Origin of the sequence: Enterobacter sp. KBR-315C3_2022 (assembly GCF_041399425.1) — a bacterium.
In the GTDB taxonomy this organism is placed as follows: Bacteria; Pseudomonadota; Gammaproteobacteria; order Enterobacterales; family Enterobacteriaceae; genus Enterobacter.
In genome coordinates, this window is the sequence record NZ_JBGKEB010000016.1 from 67,634 (window position 1) to 85,565 (window position 17,932).

At 54.4% G+C, this 17,932-nt stretch carries 23 protein-coding genes; 20 read left to right on the forward strand and 3 right to left on the reverse strand.

Features of this window, described 5'->3' with window-relative positions; translation table 11 throughout:
- The first annotated feature begins 101 nt into the window (after positions 1-101).
- Complete coding sequence (locus tag AB8804_RS16625) at positions 102-2,759, forward strand: toprim domain-containing protein (RefSeq protein ID WP_371188067.1); 2,658 nt, start codon at positions 102-104, stop codon at positions 2,757-2,759.
- A 131-nt stretch (positions 2,760-2,890) separates the two neighbouring features.
- Positions 2,891-3,079, forward strand: coding sequence for a ClpX C4-type zinc finger protein (locus AB8804_RS16630; protein WP_371188069.1), 189 nt, complete (start codon positions 2,891-2,893; stop codon positions 3,077-3,079).
- Positions 3,080-3,095: 16 nt separating this feature from the next.
- Here AB8804_RS16630 and AB8804_RS16635 read toward each other — a convergent pair whose 3' ends face one another.
- The 3 genes from AB8804_RS16635 to AB8804_RS16645 are packed head-to-tail and all read right to left on the reverse strand — an operon-like array spanning position 3,096 to position 6,219.
- Complete coding sequence (locus tag AB8804_RS16635) at positions 3,096-3,365, reverse strand: ogr/Delta-like zinc finger family protein (protein WP_074136332.1); 270 nt, start codon at positions 3,363-3,365, stop codon at positions 3,096-3,098.
- 53 nt (positions 3,366-3,418) lie between these two features.
- Positions 3,419-4,438, reverse strand: a complete 1,020-nt coding sequence (locus tag AB8804_RS16640) for a phage portal protein (protein WP_371188071.1) — start codon at positions 4,436-4,438, stop codon at positions 3,419-3,421.
- Complete coding sequence (locus AB8804_RS16645) at positions 4,435-6,219, reverse strand: terminase large subunit domain-containing protein (RefSeq protein WP_371188073.1); 1,785 nt, start codon at positions 6,217-6,219, stop codon at positions 4,435-4,437. Before AB8804_RS16645 ends, AB8804_RS16640 begins: the two co-directional genes overlap by 4 nt.
- A 185-nt stretch (positions 6,220-6,404) precedes the next feature.
- Between AB8804_RS16645 and AB8804_RS16650 the strand changes: the two genes are divergently transcribed.
- The 18 genes from AB8804_RS16650 to AB8804_RS16735 all read left to right on the forward strand — a co-directional run bounded on the left by AB8804_RS16650 (position 6,405) and on the right by AB8804_RS16735 (position 17,929).
- On the forward strand, positions 6,405-7,223 hold the full coding sequence (locus AB8804_RS16650) for a GPO family capsid scaffolding protein (RefSeq protein ID WP_371188075.1): 819 nt from the start codon (positions 6,405-6,407) through the stop codon (positions 7,221-7,223).
- Positions 7,224-7,257: 34 nt separating this feature from the next.
- On the forward strand, positions 7,258-8,286 hold the full coding sequence (locus AB8804_RS16655; protein ID WP_202560992.1) for a phage major capsid protein, P2 family: 1,029 nt from the start codon (positions 7,258-7,260) through the stop codon (positions 8,284-8,286).
- 10 nt (positions 8,287-8,296) lie between these two features.
- Complete coding sequence (gpM, locus tag AB8804_RS16660) at positions 8,297-8,995, forward strand: phage terminase small subunit (protein WP_371188077.1); 699 nt, start codon at positions 8,297-8,299, stop codon at positions 8,993-8,995.
- Positions 8,996-9,091: 96 nt separating this feature from the next.
- Positions 9,092-9,544 carry a head completion/stabilization protein gene (locus tag AB8804_RS16665; RefSeq protein ID WP_371188079.1) on the forward strand — a complete coding sequence of 151 codons (453 nt, stop codon included), beginning with the start codon at positions 9,092-9,094 and terminating at the stop codon, positions 9,542-9,544.
- Positions 9,541-10,023 (forward strand): phage tail protein, encoded by a 483-nt coding sequence (locus AB8804_RS16670; protein ID WP_371188081.1) that lies wholly within the window; start codon positions 9,541-9,543, stop codon positions 10,021-10,023. Before AB8804_RS16665 ends, AB8804_RS16670 begins: the two co-directional genes overlap by 4 nt.
- Positions 10,020-10,724, forward strand: coding sequence for a hypothetical protein (locus AB8804_RS16675; RefSeq protein ID WP_371188083.1), 705 nt, complete (start codon positions 10,020-10,022; stop codon positions 10,722-10,724). Before AB8804_RS16670 ends, AB8804_RS16675 begins: the two co-directional genes overlap by 4 nt.
- On the forward strand, positions 10,721-11,848 hold the full coding sequence (locus AB8804_RS16680; RefSeq protein WP_371188085.1) for a DUF2586 domain-containing protein: 1,128 nt from the start codon (positions 10,721-10,723) through the stop codon (positions 11,846-11,848). Before AB8804_RS16675 ends, AB8804_RS16680 begins: the two co-directional genes overlap by 4 nt.
- Positions 11,845-12,300, forward strand: coding sequence for a phage protein (locus tag AB8804_RS16685; protein ID WP_371188087.1), 456 nt, complete (start codon positions 11,845-11,847; stop codon positions 12,298-12,300). Before AB8804_RS16680 ends, AB8804_RS16685 begins: the two co-directional genes overlap by 4 nt.
- Before the next feature lie 10 nt (positions 12,301-12,310).
- Positions 12,311-12,607, forward strand: coding sequence for a holin (locus AB8804_RS16690; protein ID WP_371188134.1), 297 nt, complete (start codon positions 12,311-12,313; stop codon positions 12,605-12,607).
- A complete protein-coding gene (locus AB8804_RS16695; RefSeq protein ID WP_371188089.1) occupies positions 12,604-12,945 on the forward strand; it encodes a M15 family metallopeptidase in 342 nt (113 codons plus the stop codon). The genes AB8804_RS16690 and AB8804_RS16695 overlap by 4 nt, the downstream gene beginning before the upstream one ends.
- On the forward strand, positions 12,945-13,274 hold the full coding sequence (locus AB8804_RS16700) for a hypothetical protein (RefSeq protein ID WP_371188091.1): 330 nt from the start codon (positions 12,945-12,947) through the stop codon (positions 13,272-13,274). The genes AB8804_RS16695 and AB8804_RS16700 overlap by 1 nt, the downstream gene beginning before the upstream one ends.
- Positions 13,246-13,434: a hypothetical protein gene (locus AB8804_RS16705; RefSeq protein WP_371188093.1), complete on the forward strand. Its 189-nt coding sequence runs from the start codon at positions 13,246-13,248 to the stop codon at positions 13,432-13,434. The genes AB8804_RS16700 and AB8804_RS16705 overlap by 29 nt, the downstream gene beginning before the upstream one ends.
- Positions 13,421-13,678 carry a putative phage tail assembly chaperone gene (locus tag AB8804_RS16710; protein ID WP_371188095.1) on the forward strand — a complete coding sequence of 86 codons (258 nt, stop codon included), beginning with the start codon at positions 13,421-13,423 and terminating at the stop codon, positions 13,676-13,678. Before AB8804_RS16705 ends, AB8804_RS16710 begins: the two co-directional genes overlap by 14 nt.
- 50 nt (positions 13,679-13,728) lie before the next feature.
- Entirely contained in the window at positions 13,729-13,869 is a 141-nt protein-coding gene (locus AB8804_RS16715; protein ID WP_371188097.1) for a hypothetical protein, read from the forward strand.
- Positions 13,866-15,833, forward strand: a complete 1,968-nt coding sequence (locus AB8804_RS16720; protein ID WP_371188099.1) for a phage tail tape measure protein — start codon at positions 13,866-13,868, stop codon at positions 15,831-15,833. The genes AB8804_RS16715 and AB8804_RS16720 overlap by 4 nt, the downstream gene beginning before the upstream one ends.
- On the forward strand, positions 15,830-16,159 hold the full coding sequence (locus tag AB8804_RS16725) for a DUF2590 family protein (RefSeq protein ID WP_371188101.1): 330 nt from the start codon (positions 15,830-15,832) through the stop codon (positions 16,157-16,159). Before AB8804_RS16720 ends, AB8804_RS16725 begins: the two co-directional genes overlap by 4 nt.
- The gene (locus AB8804_RS16730; protein ID WP_371188103.1) at positions 16,156-17,340 is read left to right on the forward strand and encodes a baseplate J/gp47 family protein; all 1,185 of its coding nucleotides are present in this window, start codon (positions 16,156-16,158) and stop codon (positions 17,338-17,340) included. Before AB8804_RS16725 ends, AB8804_RS16730 begins: the two co-directional genes overlap by 4 nt.
- Positions 17,333-17,929: a phage tail protein gene (locus tag AB8804_RS16735; protein WP_371188105.1), complete on the forward strand. Its 597-nt coding sequence runs from the start codon at positions 17,333-17,335 to the stop codon at positions 17,927-17,929. Before AB8804_RS16730 ends, AB8804_RS16735 begins: the two co-directional genes overlap by 8 nt.
- Positions 17,930-17,932: the final 3 nt, after the last annotated feature.

Below are 17,932 nucleotides of genomic sequence, written 5' to 3' on the forward strand. Positions count from 1 at the left end.
AGATAAGGGGCGGCACTGGGAGTTAATGACGCATGAACGATATAACAAACAATACCGAATATAGTTTTTGCCTTTAACACCTTTTTATATCTGGATTAATTATGAATGCCACAATACAGCAGGACGTTGTGCGCCGGCTCGTTCAGGATTTTGAGTTCAAGGAACGGGATAAATATTTGCAGCAGGGCGTATGCCCTAAATGCCGTAAACGCGAATTATTCACCAGCATTGAAAAGCCCTGGATCCTGAAGTGTGGCCGCGAAAACAACTGCGGACATCAAGTCGTTGTTAAAGAGCAGTATCCGGAAATCTTTGAGGACTGGTCAAAGCGCTATCAGGCCACGCCTGAAACCCCACACGCCGCAGCTGAGGCGTATCTGCGAGAGGCGCGGGGGCTGGATACTGAGCCGCTCAAGGATTGCTTTACCCAGGGCGCGTTCGTCAAAGACAACATGGGTTCGGCAACAGTCAAATTTAAGCTGGCGTGTGGTGCGACGTGGGAGCGCATCATTGACCAGCCGCAGCGCTTCGGTAAGCAGAAAGCGAACATCAGAGGCAGCTACGTTGGCCACTGGTGGGTTCCGCCGTCCGTGAACCTGCTGGAAGTGAACGAAATCTGGATCACTGAGGGTATTTTCAACGCGCTGAGTCTGTGCCAGGCGGGTTTACCTGCCGTGGCCACGCTGAGCAGCAACAATTACCCACTGGCGGCGCTGGATACCCTGGCGAAAGAGCTGGGCGAGAAACCCCGCCCACGCCTGGTATGGGCGTTTGATGGCGACAAAGCCGGCACAAAGCACACACTGGCCTTTGCTCCACGAAGTGAGGAGGCCGGCTGGAAGGTTCGCGCGGCGCAGCCGGTGAAATCCTCCTCCAGTCTGGACTGGAATGACCTCCTTTTGCGAGGTCGTTTCAACAAATCGGACATCAAAAATTATCGCTACTATGGCGATATTCTCCTGGCGAAAAGCCCGACAGAGAAAGCGCTGCTCATGCATCAGCATAATGAGTGGCATTCGTTCTATTTTGAGCATGACTCCCGCATGTACTGGTTTGAGCTGGATCTGGACAGGTACATGCGAGCCTATGAGCGCATCACCAATACCGGTACCGAAGTAGTGATGGAGTGGGAGGCCAAAGAACGGGCGGTTAAAGAGTCAGGGGGCGTGACCGAAATCGCCAACTGCTGGCTGACGCCGCTTTACTTCCAGCGGTCTGAACCTACGGACGAATCCTGGTATTACGTTAAGGTTAATATGCCGAACCGGCCAGCCGTGAAAGACACCTTCACCGCCAATCAGCTCACCAGCTCCGCCGAGTTCAAAAAGCGTCTGCTGCACATCGCCAAAGGGGCGGTGTACACCGGCAGTACCAAGCAGCTGGATAAGTTCATCCAGATGCGTCTTCCGGAAATCAAAGAAGTTAAGACGCAGAATTTCATCGGATATAACAAAGATTACACCGCCTGGTTGTTTAACCGTGTGGCCGTGTGTGATGGCCGGCTGTATGAGATGAATGACGAGGATTATTTCGAAATCAACAGCGCCAGCGTCAAGAGCCTGAGCCTCACGCCGGCGCTGGATCTGAATCCGAAGCTGAACGAATTCACCACGGGCTGGGTTGACGATATCTGGACAGCTTTTGGTGAAAAAGGGTATGTGGCACTGGCGTTCTGGCTGGGGTCGCTGTTTGCTGAGCAAATCCGCGAGCGTGACAAGTCTTTCCCGTTCCTTGAAATCGTGGGCGAACCCGGCACAGGTAAATCCACGCTAATTGAATTTCTCTGGAAGCTCGCCGGCCGTGAAGAATATGAAGGGTTTGACCCGTCCAAATCGACCGCAGCCGCGCGCGGCCGTAACTTTGCACAGGTCGGTAATCTGCCGGTTGTATTGATTGAAGGCGACCGCACTACAGATAACGCCAAACAACGCGCTTTCGACTGGGACGAGCTGAAATCACTGTATAACGGTCGTGCCTCCCGCGCCGTGGGTATCAAATCGAACAATAACGAGACCTACGAGCCTCCATTCAGGGGCAGCATAGTGATAGCGCAGAACGCCGACACGGACGGCAGCAAGGCGTTTCTGGAGCGTATTATCCATATCTATACCGACAAACGTGGCCAGTCCATCCAGACCCGCTATGCCGCCGAACGCCTTGAGCAGATACCTGTCAGCCAGGTATCCGGTTTTACCCTGCTGGCCACCATGCGCGAAAAAGAAATCATGGAAGCGTTTGGCCGTGGCTACGAACGCGCCCGTAGTGAGCTGGAGACTAACACCAATATTCGCCATATTCGTGTCGCCAAAAACCACGCGCAGCTGGTCGGTTTAGTGGAAGCGCTGGCGCTGGTTGTGCCGGTATCGGTGGAACGTATTGAGAAGACCCGCGAGGCCATCACCGCGCTGGCCGTTGAACGCTGTCAGGCGCTTAAAAAGGATCACCCACTGGTACAGGAGTTCTGGGAGCTGTTTGATTACCTCGACGAGCTGGCACCGCACGGCATTAACCATTCCTCTGATGAAGGGGAGATCGCAGTCAACTTTAACCATCTGGAAGAAGTAGCCGCCGCCCACCGGCAGCGCATTCCGTTCACGTTAACCGAAATCAAGAAGCTGCTTAAAAACGGCAATGAGCGCCGTTTTATCGACACCAAAACCACGCGCAGCGCTGTGAGTGAGCGCCATAACCGTGGCAAAGGTGAAATTCAAAGAATGCCGGAAACCTTCCGGTGCTGGATTTTCCGCAGGGAGAAATAATTATGTCAGAACAAAATTACGAGCAAAGGTCATTAAAACTGCTGGGGATAACAGCCAGACTGCAAACGCTGATGATTAATTAGCGCATTACCCCTCTTGAGCTGGTTAACTGCGCCAATGCAGCCCGTGCAATGTATTTGACTGCTACCAGCAACAAAAAATACGAGGTAACAGGCTTGGTTTTTTGTGATTTTTGCGACAGAGATAGTAGCGAAAAAGGGATGTTACTTATTGCAGGATCGCGGAATACTCACATCTGCTCTGAATGCGTGAATATTTGCCGCGAGACGCTTGATAAAAAATGGCCTGGCGGGAAATGAAACCCCGCCAGAAGGTTCAGGCGGCGATGCCGGCCTTTAATAAATCCAGCGTCATTTGCTTCTGTTCAGGCGAGAAAGAATTGAGGATCGTCTGTACCATCAAGTCCCCGGTTTTGGCGCTGGGGCTTAACGTGTGTGAGAACGTCAGGTTAAGCACAAAGGTATGACCGCATTCCACGTCAGAACAGGCGCAGTAAATATCTGAAATATGCGGGTGCTTGGGATTCGTCTTTTTGATGATCGCCTTTGCTCCGCACTCCGGACATTTAACTTTTAGTACCCGCATATTCCGCGCTCCATGACCCTGAAAACGCCTATATTTTAGCCTTTTTGGGGGCATTAATCACCTTCCAGCTCGCTGTCTTTCAGGAAATTCAGGTACAAATGCTGTGGAATATCGCTCTGATTAGCGACAGCCGCCGTAAACATGCGCTGGATGGGTAAAATTTCAGCCTTACGGTAGGTTTTAGCCGCTTTCTCAATATCCCCCATTATTGCGCCGTTCGTCGGGATAATCCCCGCCAGTCCTGCCGGGAAGCGGTGTGCGGTCAGAACGTCCTGCGCGCTGATGCTCTTGATGTTCTGAAACTCATCTTTGGCGCTGATATCGCCAATCGGGATAAATTTAATGCCATCCGGATCCCCTTTGGGGATATTCACGAACATGGTGCTGAAGTTCCCGATCCCCTTTGACTGTTCCAGCTTGCTGATAATTTCTTCTTCCACCTCGTCGGTCATGTTCGGGTCGTTGCAATAAATCATGCCGCCTGTGTGGCCACCGTTGTGGTAATAGCGGCGGCGGAAGATTGTCGCCTCACCGTTCAGCAGGGCGGAGTGAATGCCGCTGATGTAGTCCGGCAGGCCATAGACCGCCTGCTGCGGATCGTACTGTTTCAGGAAAATGATATCCTCCTCCGGGTAAATCATCGGTTCAGCCTGTTGCAGTACGACAAATTCGCCTGTTTTACGCTGGCGGGTGTACAGCGCCGGGAGCGGATACAGCGCCACCACATCCCCCCATCCGTTACGCACTTTCAGAATGGCCACATCACCGAACGTCAGCCAGTCGAATACGGCAGCGCCGAGCTGCTCATGCGTCAGCCCGCCATTCTCATAGTTAGCCGTCACCATGTTGCGGCGGGCATACAATACACCGCCGTGCTGTGCATTCAGGTTAACCAGCTGCGCCAGCGCCAGCCGGTCAATCGGCAGCGTCCAGTGCTCTGCCTCGTTGTCGTACCAGACATCGGTATAGTTTGTGCCGGTGGTCAAAATGGGTTCAGGTTTACCCAGGCTGATAAGGCTCATATGACGCGGTTTTGGGGCGCTGCGGCGCTCCCGGAATTTGCGTTTCTTCATGCTGCTTTCCCTAAGTTTCCCCAGCGGGATTTACGCTGGTTTCCGTAATTGAGTGGTTCATTGTCGATTGCGTGGGCGATAGCCCAGAAACTGTCTGCGTGGCCTGTCTCTGCTGTGCGGTCGGCAACGAACGTCATCGCGTTGCCGCTGGCCGTGGACGTGCGGCGGATGGTCATAAAGCTGGCGGCAATTTCCGTCTGTTCCTTATCCCATTCCACACGGCCGTCTTCGATAACGTCGATCATCTTCATCACCAGGCGGTTTTTGGTCTCGACGCCGTAGCGGATAGCGACAGTCTGACGCATGGCAAAGTGCTGAACGTCTTCATAGACACCGCTACCCAGCCCGGTGATATCAATGCCGATATAGGTCATGTTGTACTGGCCAAACAGCTTCTTAATCTGTGCCGCCTGCCACTTCCAGTTCATCCCCTGCCAGTGAAAGACCCGGAGTACGCGGAAGTTTTCAACGGCCAGTACGGGAGGCGCGATAATCACAAAGGTGGACGTGTCGCCGCTGCGTGCCGGGTCATAGCCCGCCCACACCTCGCGGTTGCCGAACGGTCGGGGCAGGGTTTCGTCATGGTCTTCCCAGGTGGCAGGATCCACACAGCAGCGTTCAACATGGGAGAACGAAAACACGCTGTCCTTACTGTCCACAAACACGCACATGTAAAGCATGTTGAACGTATCGCGGTTGTAGCGGTTGCGTAGCTTCTCGATGCTGGCCAGATGAAAACCGCCTGCGATCGCGTCCTCCATCGTGATGATGTAGCGCCACTGACCGTCCGGGCAGAGGCCTCCGCCGTCACGCAGCTGCTTCTCTGTCGGAAATTCGATCCGGGCGCGTTTTTTGTCGCCGCGCTTCCATTCTTCCCCCGTCCAGAACGGGTACGCCTGGTGGGTTTTGCTGCTGGGCGTGGAAAAGTAGGTGGTGCGCCATTTGTCGTGCGTGGCCATCGCACTGGCCACTTCGTTAAGTTTGGCGAAGTTCGGCACCCAGAAATATTCGTCACAATACAGGTGGCCGCTGTAGGACTGGGCGGTATTCTTGTTGGTGGAAAGAAAGCGCAGCTCCGCGCCGTTGGACAGGCGGATGGGGTTGCCGCTGAGTTCCACCCCAAAATACTTCTCTGCGATGTTCACGATGTAGCTGCGGAAGACTTCCGCCTGGGCTTTGGATGCCGAGAGGAATATTTGCGGATCGCCGGTCATAACCGCATTTTCAAATGCTTCTATAGCAAAATACCAGGTCGCGCCAATCTGACGGCTCTTGAGGATGTTCCTGATTTGCTGATGAAGATTGGCACGGAGGTGCTTCTGGTACCCGAAAAGGGTTTCCTGCGCGAACCGGTCAAAGTCCTCCTGGGTGAGCTTACTGATATCGTTCTTTTTGTATTTTCCGCGCTTACGCGATTTTTCGCCGTCGCCGGACTGCCGCGACGCAGCTGCATCACCTTCGCTGTGTTTAATTTCAGCCAGCTTTTCCTGATGCTTGTTATGCTGCGCACGCAGTTTCACCAGATGCGCTACAAGACTGTCCAGCTCGCGCAGCTCCAGCTCCGATTTACCCTCACGCAGCGTCAGCGACTGCACGCGGCGATTAAGTGCGTCCTCTGTAGACTCATGGCTGAGCAGCTCCGCCCAGGCATATTTCTCCGCCCAGTAATAAACGATGCGCCGGTTTGGTAAATTAAGTTCGCTGGCTATTTCCTGCGGGGTATAGCGTTTCAGGTATAGCGCCCTTGCCACTCCTTTTAGTTCTTCGCTGTATTTCGCCATCGGCTTCCTTGCCTTTATTTCTGCCTTAGTCAATAAGCGAATTATTCAGCAATTCAGCCGTAAATTTCGAAAATTAATTCTGCTTAATTCGGTTAACAGGCATATCCGAATTTCTCCGAAATAACTGGAGTGCGTGAGCGTCTTTTATTGGTGATACTGAAACTCGCAGCATGAACGGAGGCAATATGTCAGGTTCACAACTGGCAACAAACTGGATTTGTATCGCCACTGCGGGTGAAACGGTTGATAAGCGAGCCATTGAAGAACAATGGTTACTTGATGCGGCTGAATTATATGATCCCAATGTATATACGGCGCTGTTATGGCCGGAACATACCCGAAATTTCGGGAATATGGGTGAAGTGCTGGAAGTAAAAACCGAGCGGGATGATGAAGGTATTCTTCGTTTATATGCCCGTCTCTGTCCGGCAATTGCATTGCTTCAGGCAAATGCGAAAGGTCAGCTTTTATTTTTATCACCGGAGTTTACACCGGACGGCAATTTCAGAAGTACAGGAAAAACCTATCTGGAAGGGCTGGCTGTTACTGACAGTCCGGCCGGGGTAAATACCACACGGCTACGTTTCAGCCGCACAAAAGGAAAACGCGTGGGGCCATATAAGCCGCTGGCGTTTGATGAAGTCAGGGAATTTAAAAAGGAAAAGGGAATGTCAAAAACAGCGAAGAAAGGCTGGCGTCATTTTTTCAGTATCGAAGAACCGGAACAGACGCCTGACCCGGATCCGGCACCGTCCGATGCATTGCAGGCGCTGGCGGATGCGCTGGCCGCACTGGAAGATCGCGTCACCGCGATTGAAACAGCCATGTCCGATGTGCAGGACGATGTTGATACCGTGAAAGAGGTGGTGGACACCGAAGATTTCGCGCGTCTGGTCGGCAACCTGCCGGAGCTGGTGAAGGGCTTTAGCAAGCTGAACGATAAAATCACCAAGCTGCCGAGCAAGCAGTTCAGCAAGGGCAAAACAGGCTTCAAGTTCCTGTAAGGGATGATGCTGATTTTCTTTAAGGAAAAAGAATATGCAATTGAATGCAAAAGCCCGTCAGTTTCTGCGCCAGTACCACACGGGGCTGCGTGAATCCTACGGCGCTAATGAAGATGATCGCTGGTTTGCGCTGACCGACCCGAAAGAGACCCAGCTGCGTAATGCGTTGATGGAACAGTCTGACTTTCTGAATCTGATCACTGTTGCTGATGTTGACCAGTTACAGGGGCAGGTTGTGCCGGTTGGCAGCTCTGGCCTGTATACCGGGCGCGTGCAGGATGGTCGTTTTCGTAAAAAAGTGGGCGTGAGCGGTAACGACTACAAGCTGGTCGAAACCGATTCCTGTGCGGCGCTGACCTGGCAACTGCTGTCTGTCTGGGCGAACGCCGGCGATGAAGGTGAGTTCTTCCAGCGCGTCCAGGAATTTACCAACCTGTCCTTTGCGCTGGATATGCTGCGTATTGGCTTTAACGGTAAAACCATTGAGGACACCACGGACGCCGAGAAGAACCCGAACGGTGAAGACGTGAACAAGGGCTGGCACCAGATCGTCAAAGAATGGAAGGATGGCCAGCAGATTATCACCGATTCTGTTGTGCTGGACGGCGACGGTAAAGGCGATTACGTGTCCCTCGATGCGATGGCATCCGACCTTATCAACGCCAAAATCCCGGCGCAGTACCGTAATGACCCGCGTCTGGTGGTGCTGGTTGGCGCTGACCTGGTGGCGGCTGAATCTTTCCGCCTGTACCAGAAAGCAGATAAGCCGACCGAGAAGATCGCCGCGCAGCTGCTGTCCGATAGTATTGCCGGCCGCACGGCTTACGTCCCGCCGTTTATGCCGGGTAAACGTATGATCGTCACCACGCTGCCTAACCTGCACATCTACACCCAGCGCGGCACGCGCCAGCGTAACGCTGAGTTTGTGGAAGATCGTAAACAGTACGAAAACAAATACCTGCGTAACGAAGGCTATGCGGTTGAATATCCGGAACTGTACGCCGCGTTTGATGAAAGTGCGGTAACTATCGGGGCACCTGTCGTGCCACCGGCTGGAGAGTAAGGGGAATCTGATGCAACTGTCACCGGCACAGCGCCACAGCGCACGAATTGCAGCAGAGAGGTTACTGCGACAGCAGCAGGCGCTGGACACGGAAACCAGCCTGCATATTCAGCTCGTGGCGCTCGAAAAAGATGTTGCCGCAGCTGCGGCCATTGAGAGCCGCGCCGAACGTATGGCGTTCAAGCGGGATGTACTGCTGCCGCGCTGGATGCCAACGGCGCAGGAGTGGCTTGACAGTGACGGTGCGAATCAGAATCCCGTTTTTGCCTGGTGTGTCGTCTGGCTGTTTGATACCGGCCAGTTTGACCAGGCGCTGGACTGGGCGGACGTGGCCGTAGCACTGGGGCAGGAAACCCCGGCCGCGTTCGGCAGTACGTTCCCGGTGTTTGTGGCGGATACGGTGTTGTCCTGGGCGGAAGCGGAAGCCGTTGAGGGACACGATGTAGAGCCGTATTTCGGCCGCACGCTGGGGAACGTGATGCAGCACTGGAATGTGTATGAGGTCATTAAGGCTAAATACGTGAAGTTTGCCGGTCTGCACCTGCTGCGCGATGAAAACGGAGAGCCACGCGCAGCGGCAACGGAAGACAGGGAAGTATTGCTCAGGGCGAAGGAACTGCTGGAGCAGGCGAAGGGATTCGACCCTAAATGTGGTGTTGGCACGATGTTGCAGCGTATCGCTGCACGTCTGCGGGTACTTGATAAGTGAAAGGCTACCGACCCGAAAGCGGGCGCGGTGGAGGGGATCGCATAAGCGTATCGCCCGTGGAAACCGGTCTGCCCGCTTTTTTTCCGGAGAAACAGGATGTTCAGCGGAACCTCGATTGATTTTGATGATGCCATTCTGACGAATGATGGCTTCTGGCCAGACCTGAGCGTGAAGGATTTTCAGTCCCAGCGCACCATTCCGGCCGATATCGACGCGGCCACCATCCGCCAGGCGCTGCTGACCGCAGCCGGCGAAATCAATGACGATCTCGTTAAGGTCGCCGCGAAATATCAGGGCGATGGCCACACCAGCGCGGAAGCCGTGCCGGGAGTGGAAATTGACGGTGAAAACCTGCTGTGCGCCCGCTACCGCAAAGCGGTATATGCCCGCGCCAAAGCTGACCTGATGGGTGAGTTTGCATCCATTGGACGGCGAGAGAGCCATCCGGGGCAGGAGAGCGACGAAACGCGTTCGAGCCTGATTGCAGAATCCACGCTGACGGTGCGGCGTATCAAGGGGCTGAAACGTATTACGGTGGCCATGATATGAGCCAGCTTAAGCAACTGACCGATTTTCTCATTGCGAACATGCCAAAGCGGGCAATGCAGGGATTTGACAGCCAGATGGACGAAATCACGTTCATTCCGGCACAGCGGGATAACGGGCTGGGGCAGTATCGCCTTGCCATCATCCGCTATAACGCCGTCCTGACGTGGGAGCGCTATCCGTACCGTGAGTACGATCCAAAAATCCTGATGGCGCTGTTTATGTCCTGGCTGACGCAGGACGATCGGGGGCTGCTGGAGGAAACCGGCATAGATAGCGAGCTGCCGGAGTTCGATATTGAAACCATCGACCAGGAGACAGCCATTATGGTTGTGACGCTGCCGATGGCCGAAGAACTCAACATGGTTCCTGACCCAAAGGGCGCGATCCCGTTCGATGGCCAGCGCTGGCGACTGGATGAGCCGGAAATCTGGACGGCGGACGAAATCAACATTATCCCACTTACTGAGGGGCAGGAATGATTCAGGGAGAGCTGAATCAGGAGCAGTTCCGGCAGCTCCAGATGGCGCTGGCCAGCATGGAATTACCGCCGCCGAAACGCCGCCGCCTGCTATGGCGAATGGCTAAATACGGTGTGGAAGCAGCGTCCAAACGTAACGTGCGCAACCAGCAGGCTCCTGAAGGGGAGAAGTGGCAGGCAAGGCAGACGCGCCGTAAAGGCAAGATGCTGCGCAACATGCCGAAGCTTATCCGCATCCGGGAGATGCCGGAAACAGAGTCCGTCAGGCTGTATCTTGCCGGCGGTCAGTACCGAAACGCGAAGGGTAAACTTTCTGCCGGGGTGGTGGGTTACGTCCAGCAGAACGGCATGAGCGTTACCGTAAATCGAAAGCAGGTGACGGGCAGTGAGCAGGGGGACAAGCCTGCATCACTTAGACAGGCGAAACGCCTGCGTAAAGCCGGGTATAAGGTCAGGCGTGGTAAACGCTGGCGTAAGCCCGGATATAAGGAAATACAGGAAAAAATGACCGCCCGGCAGGCTGGCCTGCTTATCCGTAAGCTGGAGGACAAGCCGGTCAAAACGTCATGGCAGATTGATTTACCTGCCAGGGCGTTTTTGGGAATTGGTCAGGAAGATTTTAACAAGGCGCTGGCACGACAGCTTCAGGCTGTCGGGTTCGGACTGGATGTTAACGCGCAGGATATCAGGGGGAGAGTATGACCTGGCCAATTGTAACCGTGAACCAGGTAAACCAGCTGCTGGGTGAAACCAATGAGGTGGAGCGCACGCTGCTGTTTATCGGTACCGGTACAACCAATGTTGGAAAGACGCTGGCCGTCAACGCTCAGAGCGATTTTGATGCGCTGCTGGGTGACGGTGACAGCCAGTTAAAAAAAGATGTGAAAGCAGCACAGGCGAACGCTGGCCAGAACTGGTGGGGATTTGTCCACGTACTGGCCGCAGACAGCGAGCCGGATGCATGGGTGAAGGCCGTTAAAGCTGCACAGGTATCGTGTTCTGTTGAAGGAGTCGTGCTGTCGGATGATGTCTCTGATAAAACGACGATTAACCAGGCGGCGACGCTGCGATCGGAGTTAGTGGCTGAATACGGCCGCTGGGTCTGGTTCATTCTGGCGGTTCAGGGGATGCAGGATGAGGAGGCGCAGGCCGATTACCTGACCCGCCTGTCCACGCTTCAGGATGGCATTGCCGAGAAATCTGTCCAGCTGGTTCCCCGTCTCTGGGGTAACGAACCTGGCGTGCTTGCCGGTCGCCTGTGCAATCGTGCCGTCACCATTGCTGACAGCCCCGCGCGGGTGAAGACCGGGGCGCTGCTGAACATGGGGAGCGATGATCTGCCGAAAGACGGTACTGGTGCGGTGCTGGAGCTGGCCACGCTTCAGGCACTGGAGGCGCAGCGCTACAGCGTGCCTATGTGGTATCCGGACTATGACGGCTATTACTGGTCTGACGGCCGCACGCTGGACGTTGAGGGCGGCGATTATCAGTCCATCGAGACGCTGCGCATTATAGACAAGGCCTCGCGCCGCGTACGTCTGCTGGCGATCGGTAAAATTGCCGACCGTGCGCTGAACAGCACGCCCGGAAGCATTGCCGCACACCAGACGTTGTTTGCCCGTCCGCTGCGCGAAATGTCCACGGCCGCGAACATCAACGGCGTGTCATTCCCCGGCGAGGTAAAACCGCCGCAGGATGGCGATATCACGATCGTCTGGAAGACAAAAAAGGCCGTAGATATTTACATGGTGGTGCGCACGTATGAGGTGCCGCTGCAAATTACTATCAGCCTGCTGCTGGATGCCAGCCTGGAGACAAGCGCATGACCAGACGTATTTCCGGAATGTCTTTTGACTTCTACATGGACGGTGAAATGGTTCATGCGGAGAAAATTTCGCTCGATATCACAGATAACACGGCCGCGGCGCAGACGCGCGGCGTGCCGGATGGCTGGGTGGATGGCGATGTTTCCGCAGAAGGTGAGCTGGAGCTGGCCACCAAGGCACTGAAATCGCTTAAAGCGCGCGCGCAATCTGCCGGTTCATGGCGTGGTATTCCGGAGCTGGACTTCCTTTTCTACGCAAAGGCTGGAAACGAAGAAACCAAAGTGGAGGCATTCGGCTGCAAGCTGCTACTGAACAATCTTCTGGATCTCGATCCCAAAGGCGGGGCGCTGTCCACGCGGAAAATTAAGTTTCTCGTGACCAGTCCGAAATTTATCAACATTGACGGCATCCCGTATCTGGAAGCGGAAGCCACGGAAAACCTGATTGGATAAGAAGGCAGGAATGCAGGAGTACGAGAAAGGATTTATTGCGCTGGCCGTCATGGGAGCATTGATTGCACTGGGAAAGATGCTGAACAGCGGTGAGCCAATCACCGTGCGTTTACTGGCCGGTCGCCTCATTGTTGGCAGCGCGCTGTCACTGCTGGCAGGTGTGGCTCTGTATGTGGTACCGGATATTCACCCCCTGGCGCTGGTTGGCATCGGTTCGGGGCTGGGGATACTGGGTCTTAACGGCGTGGAAGCCTGGCTGCGTAAGAAGGGTATTGGCGATTTTCTGAGTAAGGGGACAGGGAAATGACTCTGAGCGAGAAACAACAGCTTTTCACCGTGATGGTGGCAAATCTGATCCAGTGGGCTGAGGAGCGCGGCTACCGGCTGACGTTCGGTGAAGCATACCGCACGCCGGAGCAGGCCGCGCTGAATGCGAAAAAAGGCAGCGGAATCACTAACAGCCTGCACACCCAGCGTCTGGCCGTAGACTTCAATCTGTTTATTAATGGCCAGTACCAGACCGACAGCGCCGCATACCTGCCGCTGGGCGAGTACTGGGAATCGCTTGGCGGTACGTGGGGCGGGCGCTTTAAATCGCGTCCTGACGGTAATCACTTCAGCCTGGAGCACAACGGGGTTCGCTGATGGATCAGCCGCTTGCAAGGATAATTCTGGTTGCGCTGACGTTTGGAAGTGGCTGGACGGTGGCAGGGTGGTACCGGGACAGTATTGACCTGGCAATCCAAAAGACTGCCGCCGCTACGGGTAAGCAGCTGGCAGACGTGGCCAGTGCGTCAGGGCGAGTACTGGAGAATCAGCTGGAGGCTTTGAAAAATGCGTCACCGCGCGAAATCCGCACTGAAGTGGTTAAGCCGGTATTCACTAACGTGTGCATGTCTGATGACTTTGTCCGCATGTACAACGAAGCCGCAGCCGGCACCGAGCGTGCGCTTTCAGGAAAATCTGCTGACTAAATGCACCGCGCAGCTGCCGCGTCTGAGCGGTACGCGAGGTAAAGACGCAGCAGATGTATTAACACTTTATCTTGAACTGTACGGCCAATGTGCCGCACGTCATAACCAGCTTGTTAACGAAATTTATCTAAGAGAGAGACTTATTTATGGAAAAAATTAACCTTACTGTTTGCGGTACTAATATTACCTTTGAGCCAAATCAGACCGCGTATAATAAGTTTATTAACGAAATGTCGATAGATAATAAAGTTTCTCCGGCACACAATTATCTTACGCGTATTGTGGCGACTGACAGCAAAGAAGCACTGGCCGAAATTTTAAAACGCCCAGGGGCAGCGCTACAGCTTGTAGGTAAGGTAAACGAAATTTATGCGCCTGAGCTGGAAATTGAAGTAAAAAACTAACCAGACGAGTCCAGGCTATTGAAGAGAATGGACTCGAACAATATTTAATATTGCGTCGTCATTATCTCCCGCATGGTGAAGATACTATAGATGATATTTCAGCTGCTGTCTGGCTTGATAATCGTCATTGGGAATATATGCGCATTGCGGTAGCTAACGGAATTAGCACAGCGTTCAAAGGCACGGAATGAAACAATTAGATTTTACATTGAGCCTTATTGATAAACTGACTCGTCCGTTAAAACAGGCACAGGCCAGCGTGTCCGGCTTTGCGGAAAAATCTAAGAATGCCTTTAAACAGATTGGTGCCGGCGGGTTGGCCATGTGGGGAGTGGCGCAGACGATCAAAGTGTCACTTTCCCCGGCTATTGAGATGTACGACGCGTTGAACGATGCCGCCGCGAAAGGGATTGACGACTCCGCCATGAAGTCGGTGCAGCGCGATGCGTTGCGTTTCAGCATGACCTACGGTGCCAGCGCGGTGGACTTCGTGAAGTCAACGGAAAGTATCAATGCTGCTATCGCCGGTCTGAGTGATACCGAGCTGCCGAAAGTGACGAAAGTTGCCAATATGCTGGCCTTTACCATGAAATCCACTGCGGCAGACACCTCGGAATTTATGGGGCAGATGTTCGGTAACTTTTCCGCCGAAGCGGACAGGCTGGGGAAAGTCCAGTTCGCTGAGCAGCTGGCGGGAAAAATGGTCTACATGCGTAAAACCTTCGGTACCGAGATGGGAACCATCAAAGACCTTATGGAAGGTGCGCGCGGCGTCGGGACGAACTACGGCGTCGGGATGGACGAACAGCTGGCTGTGCTGGGGCAACTGCAACGCACGCTCGGAACGGAGGCCAGCAGCGCCTACGAAGGCTTTATGACCGGCGCGATAGATGGTGCCAAAAAACTGGGGCTGTCGTTTACCGATGTGAACGGCAAAATGCTGTCCATGCCTGACATGCTGACGAAGCTCCAGAATAAGTATGGCAAAAGTCTGGATGGAAACTTGAAAGCGCAGGCGGAGCTGGATGCGGCCTTTGGTGATAGTTCAGCGGTGGTAAAACATCTGTATGGCAATGTAGCGTTACTTCAACGCAACATCACCGAGCTGGGCGGAGCTGACGGGCTGAAGCGCACGCAGGAGATGGCGGCGAAAATGGTTAAGCCATGGGATCGCTTCGTGCAAATCCTCAAAGCTATCCAGACAGTCATCGGCCTGACGCTGATCCCCGTCCTGTATCCGGTGCTGAATCGCCTGGCAGATATGGGGCAGACGTTCGCACGCTGGATGCAGATGTTCCCCAATATTGCGCGCGTTATCGGGTATGCAACGCTGGCGCTGCTGGGGTTCGCGGCTGTGGGCGCGAGCGCCAACATTGTTATCGGTGTCTCTAAATTCATCATCATGGGGTTGACCGGTGTCTGGCGCCTACTCGTTGCCGTGGTGAAGTCTTACACCCTGGCGGTCTGGCTTGCGCAGAAAGCGGTGCTGGCGTGGGGCATTGTTCTGAAAACCCTGCGCGGTGTGCTGCTGGCGGTGCGTATGGCCGCGATGCTGGCCGGTATCAGTATCAACCTGATGAGCTGGCCGGTTCTGCTGGTCATCGCAGCCATTGCGGCACTGGTCGTCGGCTGTTACCTGCTGGTTAAACACTGGGATGCTATTAAAGCCGCCGTTATGGACAGCGCCGCCTTTAAGGCTGCGGCGGAGGTGGTGAAGTGGCTGGCGAGCGTGTTCAGTTCGGCCTGGGATTCGATCGTCGCCGGCTGGAACGGCTTCATTGCGCTGCTCACCGGCTTTTCTCCGTCAAAGGCGTTAAGCGGCATGGCCAGCGGCATCGTGACGCTGTTTGACAATATCTGGCAGACCATCAAAGGGGGGTTCCTGAAGTCCTGGAACTGGATCGTTGGGAAGCTGAACAAGATACCGGGCGTCAGTATCTCGATGGCGAGCGAGAGCCAGCCAGCGCTGACCAGCAATACGCTCTCAACGGGCGGAGAGTTAAAAGGCGTTGACCGGGGCGGTATCAGCAGCACGATCAGCAAAAATTCAAAATCTGTAACGGACAACAGCAAGAAGATTGGGGAAGTGCATTTCCATACGAAAGAGGCACTTTCGCCCGCCCAGCTAATGGAATGGCAGGAGCTGAATGCATGAGTGATTTACTTTATATCGACCTGCTTATTGAGGGGCGAGATTTTGTTCTTAATACGGGAAACGAGCCTGAGCTGTGCAATAACCGGAAAAGTATCGGGCAGGATATTGTCCACTCCATTATTGAAAGCGGCCTGGCCACGCAGCTGATTGCGGAGCGAAGCCCGACTCTGCGCGCGGATATTTTTACCCAGCTGGAGCTGCTGGTTGAAAGTGACGATCGCATCGTGCCGGGTACGGTGGAAATTAGCGAAGAAAGCGCAAAACGGCTGTGGGTAACAGCCAGTACATACGATTTCGGCAGCATTACCTACCAGGTGAACCTATGACGGAAAAGCCACAGGTCGATTTTGAAGAGGTGGTTAAAGCCAGCGGGATGCCGACTACGGAAGATGAAGCACGTTCTCGTTTTGATGCCGTAGTGGACGATGAAGGGATGATTACCAACACGTCCCGCATGTCACCGTTCTGGAGGCTAATCACGGCGATAGTCACCGCGCCAGTGATGTGGCTGAAGGATGTGCTGGTTGCCGTCGTGCTGCCCGGTATGTTCGTGGCCACGGCAACAGGCCAGATGTTACGCCTGCTGGCCTGGGCGGTGAACATCACCCCAAAACCAGCCAGCGCTGCCGAGGGGGTAATCCGCTTTTTCAAAGATGATAACAATCAGGCCGTGACGGTTAAGGCCGGCACCGTGATACAGACCGAGCGAATTAACGGAAGAGTTTACGCCGTGTCTACGGTCGCAGATGTGACGATCCCCGCCGGCACGCCCAGCGCGCTACTGGAAGTAAAAGCGACGGGGACGGGCGGGGCACATAACCTTGCGCCGGGGTATTACCGCATTCTGCCGGTAGCGGTGGACGGTATCAACCATGTGACCAGTGAAGAGAACTGGCTGACGGTGCCGGGGGCTGACGAAGAGAGCGACGACGAGCTGCGCGAAAGATGCCGTAACCAGTTTAACCTGGTGGGAAATTACCATACCGACGCGGTGTATCGCTCGATGATTGCCGGCGTTGCGGGGCTGAGTATCGACAGGATTTTTTTTGAGCATGACGCGCCGCGCGGGCCAGGTACCGCCAATGCGTTTTTGTTGCTGGACAGCGGGGTTGCGTCTGACCCGTTTATTGATGCTGTGAACGACTATATCAACACGCAGGGACATCATGGCCACGGCGATGATATGCAGTGTTTTGCCATGCCGGAAACCCGTCACGATCTGGTTGCGACGGTGTGGGTTAAAAACCTGAGCAACCTTGAGCAGGAACAGCAGGAAACCCTCAGGAAGGGTGTGGAAAACCTTATCCGTTGCGCCTTTCGTGAGAACACGGACTATGACGTGAAAAAAACTTGGCCATACTCGCGCTTTTCCTTTTCACAGCTGGGGCGAGAAATTCATAAGACGTTCCCGGACTCGGACTCTCTGGAGTTCACGCTGAAAGACATTACCAGCGAACTTAGCGTGCCGCGCCTGAGTTCGCTAACGGTGGAGTTGCGCGATGAATGACTTTCTGAAAAAGCTGGCCGGAATGGCGTTGCCGTCATGGATGGATCAGGGAGAGCCGAAAAAGCTTCTGAAGGCGGTACAGACTTTTTGGGCAGAAATTTACGGCTGGGTTACGTGGCCATTACGGCAGTTTGATCCGCTGACCTGCAACGAATCGATATTGACGCTTCTCGCCTGGGACAGAGATATCAGCCGGTTTAAAGGGGAACCGCTGAAGCTGTTTCGTCGGCGCGTCGCGTACGCTTTTGTAAACGCTGCTGATGCTGGCTCTGTTGAAGGGTTCATTAATATTTTTGACAGGCTGGGTATTGGTTACGTGGAGCTGCGGGAGCGCCAGCCAGGGATTGACTGGGACGTGATACTGGTGCGCGTCTCTGACAGCCAGATTGCGGACAATGCCGAACTGATGATCCAGATTATCCGGCAGTATGGGCGAACGTGCCGACGCTATCAGTTTGAGGTGATCACTTCTGAAAATTTAGCCATCCGTGCTGGATGGGATCAGGGTGAATATGTGGTTTATCCGGCGAGGATTGCCGGTGCGGAAACAAGCAGCGCGACATTCAGCGCGAGCTTACAGGGAGAGTAGTGT

What these genes read in the sequence shown, in the direction of transcription:
- AB8804_RS16685 (WP_371188087.1), top strand. Translation starts at nt 11,845, where the DNA reads ATGACCAGACGTATTTCCGGAATGTCTTTTGACTTCTACATGGACGGT.
- AB8804_RS16725 (WP_371188101.1), top strand. Translation starts at nt 15,830, where the DNA reads ATGAGTGATTTACTTTATATCGACCTGCTTATTGAGGGGCGAGATTTT.
- AB8804_RS16665 (WP_371188079.1), top strand. Translation starts at nt 9,092, where the DNA reads ATGTTCAGCGGAACCTCGATTGATTTTGATGATGCCATTCTGACGAAT.
- AB8804_RS16655 (WP_202560992.1), top strand. Translation starts at nt 7,258, where the DNA reads ATGCAATTGAATGCAAAAGCCCGTCAGTTTCTGCGCCAGTACCACACG.
- AB8804_RS16675 (WP_371188083.1), top strand. Translation starts at nt 10,020, where the DNA reads ATGATTCAGGGAGAGCTGAATCAGGAGCAGTTCCGGCAGCTCCAGATG.
- AB8804_RS16670 (WP_371188081.1), top strand. Translation starts at nt 9,541, where the DNA reads ATGAGCCAGCTTAAGCAACTGACCGATTTTCTCATTGCGAACATGCCA.
- gpM (WP_371188077.1), top strand. Translation starts at nt 8,297, where the DNA reads ATGCAACTGTCACCGGCACAGCGCCACAGCGCACGAATTGCAGCAGAG.
- AB8804_RS16630 (WP_371188069.1), top strand. Translation starts at nt 2,891, where the DNA reads ATGTATTTGACTGCTACCAGCAACAAAAAATACGAGGTAACAGGCTTG.
- AB8804_RS16635 (WP_074136332.1), bottom strand. Translation starts at nt 3,365, where the DNA reads ATGCGGGTACTAAAAGTTAAATGTCCGGAGTGCGGAGCAAAGGCGATC.
- AB8804_RS16695 (WP_371188089.1), top strand. Translation starts at nt 12,604, where the DNA reads ATGACTCTGAGCGAGAAACAACAGCTTTTCACCGTGATGGTGGCAAAT.
- AB8804_RS16720 (WP_371188099.1), top strand. Translation starts at nt 13,866, where the DNA reads ATGAAACAATTAGATTTTACATTGAGCCTTATTGATAAACTGACTCGT.
- AB8804_RS16650 (WP_371188075.1), top strand. Translation starts at nt 6,405, where the DNA reads ATGTCAGGTTCACAACTGGCAACAAACTGGATTTGTATCGCCACTGCG.
- AB8804_RS16640 (WP_371188071.1), bottom strand. Translation starts at nt 4,438, where the DNA reads ATGAAGAAACGCAAATTCCGGGAGCGCCGCAGCGCCCCAAAACCGCGT.
- AB8804_RS16680 (WP_371188085.1), top strand. Translation starts at nt 10,721, where the DNA reads ATGACCTGGCCAATTGTAACCGTGAACCAGGTAAACCAGCTGCTGGGT.
- AB8804_RS16710 (WP_371188095.1), top strand. Translation starts at nt 13,421, where the DNA reads ATGGAAAAAATTAACCTTACTGTTTGCGGTACTAATATTACCTTTGAG.
- AB8804_RS16690 (WP_371188134.1), top strand. Translation starts at nt 12,311, where the DNA reads ATGCAGGAGTACGAGAAAGGATTTATTGCGCTGGCCGTCATGGGAGCA.
- AB8804_RS16625 (WP_371188067.1), top strand. Translation starts at nt 102, where the DNA reads ATGAATGCCACAATACAGCAGGACGTTGTGCGCCGGCTCGTTCAGGAT.
- AB8804_RS16700 (WP_371188091.1), top strand. Translation starts at nt 12,945, where the DNA reads ATGGATCAGCCGCTTGCAAGGATAATTCTGGTTGCGCTGACGTTTGGA.
- AB8804_RS16735 (WP_371188105.1), top strand. Translation starts at nt 17,333, where the DNA reads ATGAATGACTTTCTGAAAAAGCTGGCCGGAATGGCGTTGCCGTCATGG.
- AB8804_RS16730 (WP_371188103.1), top strand. Translation starts at nt 16,156, where the DNA reads ATGACGGAAAAGCCACAGGTCGATTTTGAAGAGGTGGTTAAAGCCAGC.
- AB8804_RS16645 (WP_371188073.1), bottom strand. Translation starts at nt 6,219, where the DNA reads ATGGCGAAATACAGCGAAGAACTAAAAGGAGTGGCAAGGGCGCTATAC.